Source organism: Rhodococcus sp. P14 (assembly GCF_000256505.1).
Lineage (GTDB): Bacteria > Actinomycetota > Actinomycetes > Mycobacteriales > Mycobacteriaceae > Rhodococcus > Rhodococcus ruber.
Genome location: NZ_AJFC01000243.1, coordinates 1 through 14,861 on the forward strand (window position 1 = coordinate 1; position 14,861 = coordinate 14,861).

General features: G+C 71.1%; 15 protein-coding genes. 5 read left to right on the top strand and 10 right to left on the bottom strand.

The annotated features are described in order from the left end of the window. Both OEY_RS28605 and OEY_RS0117145 read right to left on the bottom strand, forming a co-directional pair. The coding region (locus tag OEY_RS28605; protein WP_010595066.1) for a hypothetical protein at nt 1-804 on the bottom strand (804 nt) is incomplete at its 3' end. A 376-nt stretch (nt 805-1,180) separates the two neighbouring features. Next, a complete protein-coding gene (locus OEY_RS0117145; RefSeq protein ID WP_010595067.1) occupies nt 1,181-1,723 on the bottom strand; it encodes an Rv1476 family membrane protein in 543 nt (180 codons plus the stop codon). 257 nt (nt 1,724-1,980) lie between these two features. Between OEY_RS0117145 and acnA the strand changes: the two genes are divergently transcribed. Together acnA and OEY_RS0117155 are read left to right on the top strand one after the other, a co-directional pair. Continuing rightward, a complete protein-coding gene (gene acnA, locus OEY_RS0117150) occupies nt 1,981-4,785 on the top strand; it encodes an aconitate hydratase AcnA (protein WP_010595068.1) in 2,805 nt (934 codons plus the stop codon). Nucleotides 4,786-4,899: 114 nt separating this feature from the next. Beyond that, complete coding sequence (locus OEY_RS0117155; RefSeq protein ID WP_010595069.1) at nt 4,900-5,472, top strand: TetR/AcrR family transcriptional regulator; 573 nt, start codon at nt 4,900-4,902, stop codon at nt 5,470-5,472. A 5-nt stretch (nt 5,473-5,477) separates the two neighbouring features. On the opposite strand, the gene OEY_RS0117160 is transcribed toward OEY_RS0117155, so the two are convergent. Beyond that, nucleotides 5,478-5,723 (bottom strand): helix-turn-helix domain-containing protein, encoded by a 246-nt coding sequence (locus tag OEY_RS0117160; RefSeq protein ID WP_010595070.1) that lies wholly within the window; start codon nt 5,721-5,723, stop codon nt 5,478-5,480. A 146-nt stretch (nt 5,724-5,869) separates the two neighbouring features. Next, the gene (locus tag OEY_RS0117165; RefSeq protein WP_010595071.1) at nt 5,870-7,498 is read right to left on the bottom strand and encodes an ABC-F family ATP-binding cassette domain-containing protein; all 1,629 of its coding nucleotides are present in this window, start codon (nt 7,496-7,498) and stop codon (nt 5,870-5,872) included. Between the two features lie 106 nt (nt 7,499-7,604). On the opposite strand from OEY_RS0117165, the gene OEY_RS0117170 reads away from it, so the two are divergent. The 3 genes from OEY_RS0117170 to ku are packed head-to-tail and all read left to right on the top strand — an operon-like array spanning nt 7,605 to nt 10,566. Continuing rightward, complete coding sequence (locus OEY_RS0117170) at nt 7,605-8,411, top strand: SDR family oxidoreductase (protein WP_010595072.1); 807 nt, start codon at nt 7,605-7,607, stop codon at nt 8,409-8,411. 3 nt (nt 8,412-8,414) lie between these two features. Further along, a complete protein-coding gene (locus OEY_RS0117175) occupies nt 8,415-9,539 on the top strand; it encodes a lycopene cyclase family protein (protein ID WP_010595073.1) in 1,125 nt (374 codons plus the stop codon). A 52-nt stretch (nt 9,540-9,591) separates the two neighbouring features. After that, nucleotides 9,592-10,566 carry a non-homologous end joining protein Ku gene (ku, locus tag OEY_RS0117180; protein WP_010595074.1) on the top strand — a complete coding sequence of 325 codons (975 nt, stop codon included), beginning with the start codon at nt 9,592-9,594 and terminating at the stop codon, nt 10,564-10,566. 44 nt (nt 10,567-10,610) lie between these two features. On the opposite strand, the gene OEY_RS0117185 is transcribed toward ku, so the two are convergent. The 6 genes from OEY_RS0117185 to sufD all read right to left on the bottom strand — a co-directional run. Continuing rightward, on the bottom strand, nt 10,611-11,003 hold the full coding sequence (locus OEY_RS0117185; RefSeq protein WP_048773575.1) for a MarR family winged helix-turn-helix transcriptional regulator: 393 nt from the start codon (nt 11,001-11,003) through the stop codon (nt 10,611-10,613). 116 nt (nt 11,004-11,119) lie between these two features. Then, nucleotides 11,120-11,500, bottom strand: a complete 381-nt coding sequence (locus tag OEY_RS0117190) for a metal-sulfur cluster assembly factor (RefSeq protein ID WP_010595076.1) — start codon at nt 11,498-11,500, stop codon at nt 11,120-11,122. After that, nucleotides 11,500-11,988 (bottom strand): Fe-S cluster assembly sulfur transfer protein SufU, encoded by a 489-nt coding sequence (gene sufU / locus OEY_RS0117195; RefSeq protein ID WP_010595077.1) that lies wholly within the window; start codon nt 11,986-11,988, stop codon nt 11,500-11,502. The genes OEY_RS0117190 and sufU overlap by 1 nt, the downstream gene beginning before the upstream one ends. After that, complete coding sequence (locus tag OEY_RS0117200; protein ID WP_010595078.1) at nt 11,988-13,241, bottom strand: cysteine desulfurase; 1,254 nt, start codon at nt 13,239-13,241, stop codon at nt 11,988-11,990. Before OEY_RS0117200 ends, sufU begins: the two co-directional genes overlap by 1 nt. Before the next feature lie 14 nt (nt 13,242-13,255). Then, complete coding sequence (gene sufC / locus OEY_RS0117205; protein ID WP_010595079.1) at nt 13,256-14,053, bottom strand: Fe-S cluster assembly ATPase SufC; 798 nt, start codon at nt 14,051-14,053, stop codon at nt 13,256-13,258. A 43-nt stretch (nt 14,054-14,096) separates the two neighbouring features. Beyond that, nucleotides 14,097-14,861, bottom strand: a 765-nt coding sequence (sufD, locus tag OEY_RS0117210) for a Fe-S cluster assembly protein SufD (RefSeq protein ID WP_010595080.1), incomplete at its 5' end; no start/stop codon positions are given.

Here is a 14,861-nt window from a genome sequence, read left to right on the forward strand (position 1 = left end):
CTCGGCCTGCCGCTGCCGATCCCACTCCGCATACTGCGCGCGCTGACCCTCGAGTCCGGTGACGGTGCCGCGGGCCCGGTCGAGTTCGGCCTGCGCCTGTGCGCGGTCCTGTTCGATGCGTTGCTTCTCGGCCGTCTGCGCGGCCAGCGCGGTGCGCGCCTCGCTGATGGCGGCCTCGGCGGCGGCACGACGTTCCTCCGCCGCCGCGGCGGCGGCGTCCGCTTCCTGCTTGCTGGCGCGCGCTCGCGAGTCCCGGTTGGCCTGCTCGGTGCGGGCACGTTCGAGCGCGTCGAGGACGGCGGTGCGGCCCGCGGAGAGCAGACGCATGATCTGGGCGCGGTCGAGCAGATCGTCGGGCCCGGTGGAGCCGATGAACGAGGCGAGCGAGGCGACATTGGTGCCCTGGACGTAGCTGTCGCGGGCGAAGGCGTCGAAGTCCTGCTGGGCCTGCCGGATCCGGGTGCCCGCGTCCTTCAGCGCCTGCTGCGACAGGGTGACGGCGTGGGCGGCGGCGTCGGCGGCGTCGCGGGCGGACTGCAGGTCGACCAGGGCGCGGTTGACGTTCTCCCGTTTGATCGCCACCTGGTTCTCGAGTTCGGCGAGGTGCTGGTCGGCTGCGGCGATGCGGAGGATGAGACCGCCCACCTGGTCCAGCCCGGCGGCGACGGCACCCCCGGCGGCCGCGAGATCGGCATCGCTCGGATTGGGTGGCGGGGGCGGGACCGCCCCGGCGGACGCGGCAGTGCCGGCGATCAGCGAGGCGGCCAGGCCGATGCCGAGGACCAGCCGCGCCGTGCGGGGCAACCGGCGTCTTCGGGGCGTCCGCGACGACTGCCGGGACATCGCCTGCCGTATTCCGCTACGCCTCACATCGCCCTCCCTCGGTCGCGCCGGCGGGACGCACCCGAGCGCAACCGGGAAAGGGGTCGGTGCAGCAGCGATCCACCGCGGACGAGGCCGCGGTTGCACCGCTCGACGGCCCGGCGTCGATTCACGGTTCGCACCGCAACCCGGCACCGGGTATGTGTGACACCCCTTCCCCAAGAGCGCCAAGTGCACCGTACGACACTTCGCACCCCGAGGAAACTCCAGTCACAGAAGACGGAAGCGTACTGAGACCTGTGTCAACGGCCTGAGCTGTGACGACGGCCACAGTCGGGGGCGAAAATTCTCCGTCGCGTCAGCGCGGGATCCGGTCGGCGGCCGCCGTCGTCGTGTCGGTGTCGTGACGGCGACGGACCGCCTTGGCGAGATACGTGGCCCCGGCCGCGCCCGCGACCGCGAGCAGCAGCAGCACCGTGAGCAACGTCCAGGGCGGCGCGGGCTCGGTGAGAGCGTCGACGAAATTCGACGCCGAGACGACCGGGTCGCCGGTGTAGGTACGGTCCTGCGCGGACTCGAGAACCACCCGATCGATGCTGTCGCTGTGCGCGCCCACCCAGCCGGGGCTGAGCACGAGCACGGTGCCGCCGTCCTCGCCGGCGACGTCCGTGGCGAGGTCGCGCAGCTGCGAATCGAGACGCGGATCGCGGTCGAGCACGACGATGCTCAGGTCGATCCCGTGCTGCTGCGCGCGTTCGACGACGGCGACGAGATCGTCGACGCGCTCCGGGGGTGCCGAGACCTGGTCGTCGGCGAGCTCGGCGAGGACCTGCTCGAGCGAGACGCCCGGCGGGAGGTCGGTGGCCGACGGCGTCAGGACACGTGGCAGGGGCGCAGACATCTCTCTCCGTGGTACTCGACGGCCACCGCTCGTGCGGCGCCGTTCGTACCCTACGCGACGAGGCGATCGCGGCGGCCGGACGCCGGATCGGCGGTTCCGTCCCACCGCTTCACAGGACAAGCGTACTGTTAGACTTGCCGCGAGACGCCTCCGACGCCGTCCGGCCCTGTTCTGCGGCCCGGCCCGGCTGCGGAGCCTCGCTTCGGCCGTCGACACAGCCCCGTCGGCGGCGAGCCTCATCGACGAGTGGAGCTGACGTGAGCACCAGTATTGATTCGTTCGGCGCCAAGGGGACGCTGGAGGTCGGAGAGAACTCGTACGAGATCTTCCGCCTCTCGGCCGTTCCCGGCACCGAGAAGCTGCCCTATGCACTGAAGGTTCTCGCCGAGAACCTGCTGCGCACCGAAGACGGTGCGAACATCACCGCCGATCACATCCGCGCCCTCGCGAACTGGGATCCGTCGGCCGAGCCGAGCGTCGAGATCCAGTTCACTCCCGCCCGGGTGATCATGCAGGACTTCACCGGCGTGCCCTGCGTGGTCGACCTCGCCACCATGCGTGAGGCCGTCACCACCCTCGGCGGCGACCCGAACAAGGTCAACCCGCTCTCCCCCGCCGACATGGTCATCGACCACTCGGTCATTCTCGACGTCTTCGGCCGGGCCGACGCCCTCGAGCGCAACGTCGACCTCGAGTACGAGCGCAACGGCGAGCGCTACCAGTTCCTGCGCTGGGGCCAGGGCGCCTTCGACGACTTCAAGGTCGTTCCCCCGGGCATGGGCATCGTGCACCAGGTCAACATCGAGTACCTGGCCCCCACCGTGATGGTGCGCAACGGCCAGGCCTACCCCGACACCTGCGTCGGCACCGACTCGCACACCACGATGGTCAACGGCCTCGGCGTGCTCGGCTGGGGCGTCGGCGGCATCGAGGCCGAGGCCGCGATGCTCGGCCAGCCGGTCTCGATGCTCATCCCGCGCGTGGTCGGCTTCAAGCTGACCGGCGAGATCCGGCCGGGCGTGACCGCCACCGACGTCGTCCTCACGGTCACCGACATGCTCCGCAAGCACGGCGTCGTCGGCAAGTTCGTCGAGTTCTACGGCGCGGGCGTCGCCGAGGTGCCGCTGGCCAACCGCGCCACCCTGGGCAACATGAGCCCCGAGTTCGGATCCACCGCCGCGATCTTCCCGATCGACGGCGAGACCATCAACTACCTGCGCCTGACCGGCCGCAGCGACGAGCAGCTCGCGCTCGTCGAGGCGTACGCCAAGGAGCAGGGCATGTGGCACGACGCGGACAAGGAGCCCGCCTACTCCGAGTACCTCGAGCTGGACCTGAGCACCGTGGTCCCGTCCATCGCCGGCCCGAAGCGCCCGCAGGACCGCATCCCGCTCACCGAGTCGAAGACCGCCTTCCGCAAGGACATCCACAACTACGTCGAGGAGCAGCACCCCGTCGAGCACACCCAGCTCGACGAGGCCGTCGAGGAGTCCTTCCCGGCGTCCGACCCGGTCGCGCTGTCCTTCGCCGACGACGGTGCCGTCGACGTCCAGTCCGCCGCCAACGGCGCGGACGGCCGGCCCACCAAGCCGGTGCGGGTCGTCTCCGAGGAACGTGGCGAGTTCGTGCTCGACCACGGCGCCGTCGTCGTCGCGGGCATCACCTCGTGCACCAACACCTCGAACCCGTCGGTGATGCTCGGCGCCGCGCTGCTCGCCCGCAACGCCGTCGAGAAGGGCCTGTCGTCGAAGCCGTGGGTCAAGACCAACATGGCACCCGGTTCGCAGGTCGTCTCCGACTACTACGAGAAGGCCGGGCTGTGGCCGTACCTCGAGAAGCTCGGGTTCTACCTCGGTGGCTACGGCTGCACCACGTGCATCGGCAACACCGGGCCGCTGCCGGAGGAGATCTCCAAGGCCGTCAACGACAACGACCTGTCGGTGACCGCCGTGCTCTCCGGTAACCGCAACTTCGAGGGTCGCATCTCCCCCGACGTGAAGATGAACTACCTCGCGTCCCCGCCGCTCGTCATCGCGTACGCCCTGGCGGGCACGATGGACTTCGACTTCGAGACCGATCCGCTCGGACAGGACCAGGACGGCAACGACGTCTTCCTGAAGGACATCTGGCCGTCGGCCCAGGAGATCGACGACACCATCAAGTCGGCGATCAGCCAGGACATGTTCCGCAAGTCCTACGCCGATGTCTTCAAGGGCGATCACCGCTGGCAGAACCTGGAGACCCCGGAGGGCGACACCTTCGCGTGGGACGCGAACTCGACCTACGTCCGCAAGGCTCCGTACTTCGACGGCATGACGATGGATCCGGCTCCGGTCTCCGACATCAAGGGTGCCCGCGTGCTGGCCCTGCTCGGCGATTCGGTCACCACCGACCACATCAGCCCGGCCGGCCCGATCAAGCCCGGCACCCCCGCCGCGCAGTACCTCGACTCCCACGGGGTCGCGCGCAAGGACTACAACTCGCTCGGGTCGCGGCGCGGCAACCACGAGGTGATGATCCGCGGCACGTTCGCGAACATCCGCCTGCAGAACCAGCTGCTCGACGGGGTCTCCGGCGGGTACACCCGCGACTTCACGCAGGACGGTGCTCCGCAGGCGTTCATCTACGACGCCTCGCAGAACTACCAGAAGGCCGGCATCCCGCTGGTCGTCCTGGGCGGCAAGGAGTACGGTTCCGGCTCGTCCCGCGACTGGGCCGCCAAGGGCACCCGCCTGCTCGGTGTCAAGGCGGTCATCACCGAGTCGTTCGAGCGCATCCACCGGTCGAACCTGATCGGCATGGGCGTCATCCCGCTGCAGTTCCCCGCGGGTGAGTCGGCGAAGTCGCTCGGACTCGACGGCACCGAGGTGTTCGACATCGCGGGCATCGAGGAGCTCAACCAGGGCACGACGCCGCGCACGGTGCACGTCACCGCCACCAAGGCGGACGGCAGCACGGTCGAGTTCGACGCGGTCGTGCGCATCGACACCCCCGGCGAGGCGGACTACTACCGCAACGGCGGCATCCTGCAGTACGTGCTGCGCAACATGATCCGGGGCTGACACCCCCCCGGATCGGCCGCCCGCACCCGCGGGCGGACCACGCTGTGCACCGGCGGCGGGCTCGGGGCGACTTCGTCTCGGGCCCGCCGTCTCCGCCCCGAAAGGACGTTCGCGGTGCCCAAGGTCAGTGAGGACCACCTCGCCGCGCGCCGGAGACAGATCCTCGCCGGCGCCCGCCGGTGCTTCGCCGAGTTCGGCTACGACGGCGCCACGGTGCGCCGCCTGGAGGACGCCACGGGACTGTCCCGCGGCGCGATCTTCCATCACTTCAAGGACAAGGACGGCCTCTTCCTGGCCCTGGCACAGGAAGACGCCGCGCGGATGGCCGACGTCGCCGCCGAGCAGGGCCTGGTGCAGGTGATGCGCGACATGCTCGCCTCACCCGAGCAGTTCGACTGGCTCGGTACCCGGCTCGAGATCACGCGGCGCCTGCGCACCGACCCGGACTTCGCGAAGGCCTGGACCCAGCACTCCGCGGAGCTGACCAAGGCGACGGTGGGCCGGCTCGAACGGCAACGCGAGGCCGGCCGGCTGCGCGACGACGTGCCGACCGAGGTCGTGCTCAGCTACCTGGACCTGGTTCTCGACGGGCTGATCGCGCGGCTTGCCTCGGGCACCGCCGACGGCGAGCTGGCGGCGGTACTGGACCTGGTCGAGGAGTCCGTGCGGCGCACCGCCGCCGGCTGACCCGGTCAGGTCGAGGCGCGTGCCGCGCTGCGCCGGTTCGGTCCGCCCCGGCCGCGCAGCGCGACGTGGGACTCCACGAGCACGTTGTGCACGAACCCGTAGGAACGGCCCGTTTCCTGCGCCAGCGTCCGGATGCTCGCCCCGGCCTCGTAGCGGCGTTTCAGTTCTGCCTGCAGACGGTCACGCGATTCCCCCGTGACCCGTGTGCCCTTGGTCAGTACGCTCCCGGCGTGCTCGGATTTGCGTGCCATCGGATCCTCCCGTCGGCTCGGCAAGGCCCCGCCTCCCAGGCTAGTTCACGGCGCGGGGCACCGGGAGGAATCGCGCAGGTCCGGGCCGCAGCGGCCGCCCGGCTCCGCACCGGAGATGCGCCCGCACCCGCCGCGCAGGTCGAAGCTCAGGCGAGCTGGATCAGCTCCAGGTACTCCTGCGACCAGTGGTCCTCGGTGCCGTCCGGGAGAAGGATGACGCGCTCCGGATCGAGCGCTTCGGCGGCCCCGGGATCGTGGGTGACGAGCACGACCGCACCGGCGTAGCTGCGCAGCGCGTCGAGCACCTGTTCCCGCGAGACCGGGTCCAGGTTGTTGGTCGGCTCGTCGAGCAGCAACACGTTCGCCGCGGAGGATACGAGCCCGGCCAGCGCCAGGCGGGTCTTCTCGCCACCGGACAGCGTCCCGGCGGGCTGGTCGAGCTGGGGGCCGGTGAACATGAACGCCCCGAGCAGCCCCCGCAGGTCCTGCTCCCCGGCGTCCGGTGCCGCGTGCCGGATGTTCTCCCACACTGTCGCATCGTCGTCGAGGGTGTCGTGCTCCTGGGCGAAGTATCCGATCTTCAGGCCGTGTCCGGGCACCAGCCCGCCCGCGTCCGGGGTCTCGACCCCCGCGAGCAGCCGCAGCAGCGTGGTCTTGCCGGCACCGTTGAGGCCGAGCACGACGACGCGGCTGCCCCGGTCGATCGCCAGGTCCACGCCGGTGAAGATCTCCAGCGAGCCGTACACCTTCGTCAGGCTCTCGGCGGTGAGCGGGGTCTTGCCGCACGGCGCCGGGTCCGGGAACCGGATCTTGGCCACCTTGTCGGCCACCCGCACCTCGTCGAGTTCGGCGAGCAGCTTGTCGGCGCGCTTGGCCATGTTCTGCGCGGCGACGGCCTTGGTGGCCTTCGCGCCGAGCTTGGCCGCCTGTTGACGCAACGCGGACGCCTTCTTCTCGGCGTTGGCACGTTCGCGGCGACGGCGCGCCTCGTCGGTGGCCCGCGCGTCGAGGTACTTCTTCCAGCCCATGTTGTAGATGTCGGCCTCACCGCGCACCGCGTCGAGGAACCACACCTTGTTCACGACGTCGGCGAGCAGGTCCACGTCGTGGCTGATGACGACCAGCCCGCCGTCGTGGTTCTGCAGGAATCCGCGCAACCAGGTGATCGAGTCGGCGTCGAGGTGGTTGGTGGGCTCGTCGAGCAGCAGGGTGGTGGCGGACTTGCCGGAACCGTCGGAGGCGGCGAACAGGATGCGGGCCAGTTCGACGCGGCGGCGCTGGCCGCCCGACAGGGTGCGCAGCGGCTGGCCCAGCACCCGGTCCGGCAGGCCGAGGCTGGTGCAGATGCGGGCCGCCTCGGATTCGGCCTCGTACCCGCCGAGGGCCGAGAAGCGTTCCTCGAGCGACCCGTACTTGCGCACCGCCCGGTCGCGGACGTTCTCGTCGACGGCCTCGGCCATGACGGCCTGCTGCTTCTCCATCGCCCGCAGGATCTCGTCGAGGCCGCGGGCGGAGAGCACGCGGTCCTTGGCGAGCACGTCGAGGTTGCCCTCGCGGGGGTCCTGCGGCAGGTACCCCAGGTCACCGGAGCGGACGACGGCACCCGCGTACGGCTCCCCCTCCCCCGCGAGGATGCGCAGGGTGGTGGTCTTGCCGGCGCCGTTGCGTCCGACCAACCCGATCCGGTCGCCCGGCTGCACCCGCAGCGCCGGTCCCGGCGCCGAGAGCAGCGTCCGCACGCCGGCGCGGACTTCCAGATCGGTGGCGGTGATCACGCGTGGGACTCCTCAGGGATGTTTCGGATCGGTTGCCGATGATGCCGCAGGGGCAGGCGCACGAACCATTCATTTTACCGTCCGCAGCGCCGACTCCCGACGTGAGATGCGCTACGTTCCCCGGCATGACGACTTCCCCCTATATCCCGCCGGCTCGGACCTGACGGGCCGGACGGCACTGGTGACCGGAGCGAGCCGCGGGATCGGCAAGGCGATCGCCGCGGCGCTGCTCGCCCGCGGCGCGAACGTGGCCCTCACGGCCCGCAAGGCCGAGCCGCTCGCCGAGGCCGCCGGCGAGCTGCGCGCCATCGGTCACCGCGGACGGGTGCTCGAGCTGCCCGGCAACGCCGGGGACGCCGAGGCCCGCGCCGAGGCGGTGCGGCGCACCGTCACCGAGCTCGGCACCCTGGACATCCTGATCAACAACACCGGCATCAACCCCGTCTTCGGGGCGCTGATGGACGCCGACCTCGACGCCGTCCGCAAGATCTTCGACGTCAACGTCGTCGCCGCGCTGGGATTCGTGCAGCAGGCCTACCGCGCATGGATGGGTGAGCACGGCGGGTCCGTGGTCAACATCGCGAGCGTGGCGGGCCTGCGGTCGACCGGGGTGATCGCCGCGTACGGGGCTTCGAAGGCGGCGCTGATCCGGCTGACCGAGGAGCTGGCCTGGCAGCTCGGCCCGGGCGTGCGCGTCAACGCGGTGGCGCCCGGGGTGGTGAAGACGAAGTTCGCGGCCGCACTCGTCGCCGACGGCGAGGACAGCGCCGCCGCCCGGTACCCCATGCGCCGGCTCGGCACCCCCGCCGACGTCGCCGAACTGGTCGCCTTCCTCGTCTCGGATGCGGCCGGGTGGATCACCGGGGAGACTGTGCGGGTGGACGGTGGACTGCTGGCGACGGGAGCGATGTAGCGGGTGATCGACGCGAAGGTGATCGATGCGGAGGTGATCGTCGTCGGGCTCGGGCCCGCCGGGCGCGCGCTGGCCCACCGCGCCGCCGCGGCCGGTCTCGACGTGCTCGCGGTGGATCCGCGGCCGGACCGGCCGTGGACGGCGACCTACGCGGCGTGGCTCGACGAGTTGCCTCCCTGGCTGCCCGAGTCGGTACTCGCGGCGCGGGTGGCGGAACCGTCGGCGTGGACCGTGCGGCCGCACCGAATTCCGCGCCCCTACGGTGTTTTCGACGCATCGGCACTGCAGCGAAGTCTGTCGCTGGACGGCGTGCGGGTCTGCACCGCCCGGGCGGACGTCGTCGCCGCCGACCACGTCGCCCTCGCGGACGGTGCGGCGCTGCGCGCGCGGGCCGTGATCGACGCGCGCGGGGTGCCTGCCCACCGCTCCCGCGCCCAGCAGACCGCCTTCGGCGTGATCGTCGACACCGCGACCGCTGCACCCGCGCTGCAGGGTCGCGACGCCTGGTTCATGGACTGGCGGCGCGACAACCGCACCGACTCGGGGGATGCGCCGTCGTTCCTGTACGCGGTGCCGCTCGGGCAGGACCGGATGCTGCTCGAGGAGACCTGCCTGGTGGGCCGGCCGGCGCTACCCCTCCCCGAGCTGCGGCGGCGACTCGAGGTCCGGCTCGCCGCGCGCGGGGTCGAACTGAGCGGATCGGAGCCCGTCGAGCGGGTGCGGTTCGGGGTGCAGCCGCCGCCGGAATCGACGCGCGGGGTGGCCCGGTTCGGGGCCCGCGGCGGTCTGATGCACCCGGGCACCGGGTACGCGGTGGCGGCCTCGCTGGCGGCGGCCGATCCCGTGGCGCACGCGCTCGCCGGGGGCCGCAAGGCCACGGCGGCGTTGTGGTCGCCCTCGGCGCGGGCGGTCGCGCAGTTGCGCGCCTCGGGGCTGCGGGTGCTGCTGAAACTGCACCCGGAACAGACCCCGGCGTTCTTCGCCGGGTTCTTCACGCTGCCGCCCGAGCGTCAGCGCTCCTACCTGTCCGGTCGCACCGACCTCGGCGGGACGGTGGCGGCGATGACCCGGATGTTCACGACGGGCTCGCCGGCCCTGCGCGGGGCCATGCTGCGCGCCCTGTGGTGACGAGTTCGCCGGGTTCCGCGCGGCGGACGCCGATCTCGATCATGATGGAACCATGCGTTCGATCTGGAAGGGTGCCATCGCGTTCGGACTGGTGAACGTGCCGGTGAAGGTCTACTCCGCCACGGAGAGCCACGACATCCGGTTCCACCAGGTGCATGCGAAGGACGGCGGCCGGATCAAGTACGACCGTGTCTGCACCGAATGCGGCGAGTCGGTGCCCTACGCCGAGATCGACAAGGCCTACGACTCCGACGAGGGCGTCCGGGTCGTGCTCACCGACGAGGACTTCGACAAGCTGCCCGTCGCGGAGAAGCACGAGATCCCGGTGCTGCAGTTCGTCCCGTCGGAGCAGATCGACCCGATCTTCTTCGAGAAGTCCTACTACCTCGAGCCGGACTCGTCGTCGCCGAAGGCGTACACGCTGCTCGCCGAGACGCTCACCCAGACCGATCGCACCGCGCTCGTGCACTTCACGCTGCGCCAACGCACCCGGCTGGCGGCACTGCGCAACCGGGACGGCGTGCTCGTGCTGCAGACCCTGCTGTGGCCGGACGAGGTGCGGTCGGTGTCGTTCCCGGTGCTCGACGACGCGGAGCCGCCGAAGCAGAAGGAAATGGCGATGGCGGAGATGCTCGTCGAGTCGATGGCCGACGATTTCCGGCCGGACGAGTTCACCGACGAGTACCAGGCCGAGCTGCGGTCGCTGATCGACGACATCATCGCCCGGGGCGGCGAGAAGGTGCTGCCGGTGACCCCGGCGGGCGAACCCGCGGCCGAGGACGCCGAGGTGCTGGATCTGGTGGCTGCGCTGCAGCGCAGCGTGGACGCCGCGTCCGGTGAGAAGAAGGGGGAGGGGGCTGCGCCGGCCCGCGGCTCGGCGGCGAAGAAGTCACCCGCCCGCAAGAGCGCCGCGAAGAAGACTCCGGCGAAGAAGACCGCCGCGAAGTCCGGCGGCACGTCGGCCGCGAAGAAGACGGCGGCAACCAAGTCGAGCGCGAAGAAGTCCACCGCCCGCAAGCGGGCCTGAGGCCCCGGCACCGGCCGGGGCCTCAGGCGTCGGACGGTACGCCCTCAGTCCAGTCCGTCGCCGAGACGGCGCAGCAGAGCGGTGAGCTGCTCGACGTCGGCGGGATCCCAGGTGGACAGGCGGCGCCGCCACCGCGCTGTCTGTTCGCGCTGCAGTGCGGTCAACCGTTCCCGGCCGTCGGCGGTGAGCGCGACGAGCCGTGCGCGGGCGTCGTGCGGATCCGGCGTCCGCTCGACCAGCCCGAGCCGGACGGCGGCGTCGATGCGTCGCGTCAACGTCGACTTCTCGATCGCGAGATCGCGGAGCAGCTCCGACATCGCCACCGCGTCCGCGCGGCCGAGCAGCACCAGCAGCGGGTAGCACGCGGGATCCAGCTGGGGGTGGACGGCGCGGGCCCGCACCCCCATCTGGTCCCGGCCGCGGCGCATCAGCGCCATGAACTCGTGTTCGAGTGCGGTGATCGGATCCACGGAGCCGGCGGCTCCCGGATCCGCGGAGCCGGCACCTCCCGGATCCGGGGACACCTGGGGGACGTGCCGGGTCACCGGCCGCGTCAGACGGTGAACCCGAGCGCGCGCAACTGCTCGCGACCGTCGTCGGTGATCTTGTCCGGTCCCCACGGCGGCATCCACACCCAGTTGATGCGCAGCTCGTCGCACAGTCCGCTGCGGACGAGGGCGTTGCGGGACTGGTCCTCGATGACGTCGGTGAGCGGGCAGGCCGCCGACGTGAGCGTCATGTCGATGGTGACGGCGTCGTCGTCCTCGGAGATGCCGTAGACCAGGCCCAGGTCGACGACGTTGATCCCGAGTTCGGGGTCGACGACGTCGCGCATCGCCTCCTCGAGCTCGTCGTACCGCTCGGGATCGAGGGCGGGGGACGCGTCCGGGGCGGCGGGGGCGGTCTCGTCCGCCGGGGTCACGGGTTCGGTCATCAGTTCTGTCCTCCACTGGCTACGGGTGCGGTCCGGTGAGTGCTGTCGGTGCCGTCGGTGATCTGCACGACGGCGTCCTTGAACGCCATCCAGCCCAGCAGCGCGCACTTCACGCGCGCCGGATACTTCGAGACCCCGGCGAAGGCGATGCCGTCGCCGAGCACGTCCTCGTCACCCTCGACGGTTCCCCGGCTGCCGACCATCTCCGCGAACGCGTCGACGGTGGCCAGGGCGCGGTCCAGCGGGAGCCCGATCACCTGGTCGGTGAGCACCGAGGTCGACGCCTGGCTGATCGAGCAGCCCTGCCCGTCGTAGGAGACGTCCGCGACGGTGCCGTCGCCGGCGAGCTGCACCCGCAACGTCACCTCGTCGCCGCACGTGGGGTTGACGTGGTGCACCTGCGCTCCGTAGGGCTCGCGCAGGCCCCGGTGGTGCGGGTGCTTGTAGTGGTCCAGGATGACCTCCTGGTACATCTGTTCCATCCGCATCAGCGTGCTCCGAAGAAGTCCTGGGCCCGGCGGATCGCCGCACCGAGCGCGGCCACCTCGTCGAGCGTGTTGTACACGGCGAAGGAGGCCCGGGCGGTCGCCGCGATCCCGAATCGGCGGTGCAGCGGCCACGCGCAGTGGTGACCGACGCGGATCTCGACGCCCTCGTCGTCGAGGATCTGTCCGAGGTCGTGCGCGTGGATCCCGTCGACGACGAACGACACGGCCCCGCCGCGCTGCTCGGCCGTGGTGGGGCCGACGATCCGCACGCCGTCGATGCCCGCGAGTTCGGCCAGGGCCGCCGCGGTGAGCTCGTGCTCGTGCGCGGCGACGGCGTCCATGCCGATCTGCTGCAGGTACCGCACCGCGGCGCCGAGTCCGACGGCCTGCGACGACATCGGCGAGCCCGCCTCGAAGCGCTGCGGTGGCGGCGCGAACGTCGAGGCCTCCATGGTGACGGTCTCGATCATCGAGCCGCCGGTGATGAACGGTGGCACGTCGGCGAGCAGCTCGCGGCGTCCGTAGAGGACGCCGACGCCGGACGGGCCGAACATCTTGTGGCCCGAGAAGGCCGCGAAGTCGACCCCGAGCGCGTGGAAGTCCACGCCCATGTGCGGCACCGACTGGCAGGCGTCGAGCACGACGACCGCGCCGACGGCCTTCGCGCGCCGCACCAGCTCCTCGACCGGCGCCACGGCCCCGGTGACGTTGGACTGGTGGGTGAAGGCGACGACCTTGACCCGGTCGGTGAGCTCGAGGGAATCGAGATCGATGCGGCCGTCGTCGGTCACCCCGTACCAGCGCAGCGTGGCGCCGGTGCGGCGGGCGAGTTCCTGCCACGGCACCAGGTTGGCGTGGTGTTCGAGCTCGGTGACGACGATCTCGTCGCCGGGCCCGACCCGCCGGGGGAACCGGGCGTCGGCGAAGGCGTAGGCGACGAGATTGAGCGACTCGGTGGCGTTCTTGGTGAACACCAGCTCGTCCGCGTCCGCGCCGACGAAGTCGGCGATCACGGCGCGGGCACCCTCGTAGGCGTCGGTGGCTTCCTCGGACAGCTCGTGCGCTCCCCGGTGCACGGCCGCGTTGCAGGTGGTCAGGAACGCCCGTTCGGCGTCGAGGACCTGCGTCGGGCGCTGCGAGGTGGCTCCGGAGTCGAGGTAGACCAGGGGTTTCCCGTCGCGCACCGTGCGCCCGAGGATCGGGAAGTCGGCCCGGATCCGGGCGACGTCCACCGTGGGCACCTGCACCGTCATCGGCTCACCGTTCCTTACTTGTCGGCACCCGCGGCCGCGGCGGCCTGGGTGAAGCGCACGTAACCGTTCGTCTCGAGTTCGTCGGCGAGCTCCGGGCCGCCGGACTCGACGACGCGGCCACCGACGAACACGTGCACGAACTGCGGCTTGATGTAGCGCAGGATGCGGGTGTAGTGGGTGATCAGCAGCACGCCGCCGTGCTCGCGTTCCTGGTAGCGGTTGACGCCCTCGGAGACCACGCGCAGGGCGTCGACGTCGAGGCCGGAGTCGGTCTCGTCGAGGATGGCGATCTTCGGCGCGAGCAGGCCCAGCTGGAGGATCTCGTGGCGCTTCTTCTCGCCGCCGGAGAAGCCCTCGTTGACGGACCGGTCGCCGAACGCCGGGTCGATGTCGAGTTCGGTCATCGCCGACTTGACCTCCTTGACCCAGTGGCGCAGCTTCGGGGCCTCACCGCGGACCGCGGTCGCGGCGGTGCGCAGGAAGTTCGACATGGACACGCCCGGGACTTCGACGGGGTACTGCATGGCCAGGAACAGGCCGGCGCGGGCCCGCTCGTCCACGCTCATCGCGAGCACGTCCTCGCCGTTGAGAGTGATCGACCCGGAGGTCACCTCGTACTTGGGGTGGCCGGCGATGGCGTACGACAGGGTGGACTTGCCCGAGCCGTTGGGGCCCATGATGGCGTGGGTCTCCCCGGACCGGACGGTGAGGTTCACGCCCTTGAGGATGTCGATCGGCTCGGCGTTGTCGTCGGTCTGGGCGACGCGGACGTGCAGGTCCTTGATCTCGAGGACGTTCTGCTCGGTGGACATGTCGGTAACGGTTCCTTCGCGAATATGGGAGAACGGGTGGGGGTCAGGCGCCGACGGCGGCGAGTTCGGCCTCGATGGCGGCCTCGAGCCGCTCCCGGACGGCGGGCACGGTGATCTTCTCGACGAGTTCGTGGAAGAACCCCCGGACCACCAGCCGGCGGGCCTGCTCCTCGGAGATGCCGCGGGCACGCAGGTAGAACAGCTGCTCGTCGTCGAACCGGCCGGTGGCGCTGGCGTGGCCGGCACCGACGATCTCGCCGGTCTCGATCTCGAGGTTGGGCACCGAGTCGGCGCGAGCCCCGTCGGTGAGCACCAGGTTGCGGTTGAGCTCGAAGGTGTCGGTGCCCTCGGCCTCGGCGCGGATGAGCACGTCCCCGATCCACACCGTGTGCGCGTCCGGCTTGCCGGAGCCGGGATCGCCCTGCAGCGCCCCCTTGTACACGACGTTGGACTTGCAGTGCGGCTGCGCGTGGTCGACGAGCAGGCGCTGCTCGAGGTGCTGGCCGGCGTCGGCGAAGTACAGGCCGAGCATCTCGGCGTCGCCGCCGGGTGCGTCGTACCGGACCGTCGGGGACACGCGCACGAGGTCACCGCCGAGCCCGACGGTGAAGTGCCGCAGCACGGCGTCGCGGCCGAGGCGGGCATGGTGGGCCGCCACGTGCACCGCGTCGTCGGCCCAGTCCTGGACGGCGACGATGTTCAGGCGCGAGCTGTCGCCGAGGACGAACTCGACGTTCTCGGCGTAGGTGCCGGAACCGCGCTGGTCGAGGACCACGGTGACCGACGCGAACGGCTCCCGCCGCCGGTG

Bases quoted from the DNA above. Each gene is read 5' to 3' on its own strand.
- OEY_RS0117145 (WP_010595067.1), bottom strand. From the start codon at position 1,723: ATGTCTGCGCCCCTGCCACGTGTCCTGACGCCGTCGGCCACCGACCTC.
- OEY_RS0117160 (WP_010595070.1), bottom strand. From the start codon at position 5,723: ATGGCACGCAAATCCGAGCACGCCGGGAGCGTACTGACCAAGGGCACA.
- OEY_RS0117170 (WP_010595072.1), top strand. From the start codon at position 7,605: ATGCGCTACGTTCCCCGGCATGACGACTTCCCCCTATATCCCGCCGGC.
- ku (WP_010595074.1), top strand. From the start codon at position 9,592: ATGCGTTCGATCTGGAAGGGTGCCATCGCGTTCGGACTGGTGAACGTG.
- OEY_RS0117185 (WP_048773575.1), bottom strand. From the start codon at position 11,003: ATGGCGCTGATGCGCCGCGGCCGGGACCAGATGGGGGTGCGGGCCCGC.
- OEY_RS0117190 (WP_010595076.1), bottom strand. From the start codon at position 11,500: ATGACCGAACCCGTGACCCCGGCGGACGAGACCGCCCCCGCCGCCCCG.
- sufU (WP_010595077.1), bottom strand. From the start codon at position 11,988: ATGCGGATGGAACAGATGTACCAGGAGGTCATCCTGGACCACTACAAG.
- OEY_RS0117200 (WP_010595078.1), bottom strand. From the start codon at position 13,241: ATGACGGTGCAGGTGCCCACGGTGGACGTCGCCCGGATCCGGGCCGAC.
- sufC (WP_010595079.1), bottom strand. From the start codon at position 14,053: ATGTCCACCGAGCAGAACGTCCTCGAGATCAAGGACCTGCACGTCCGC.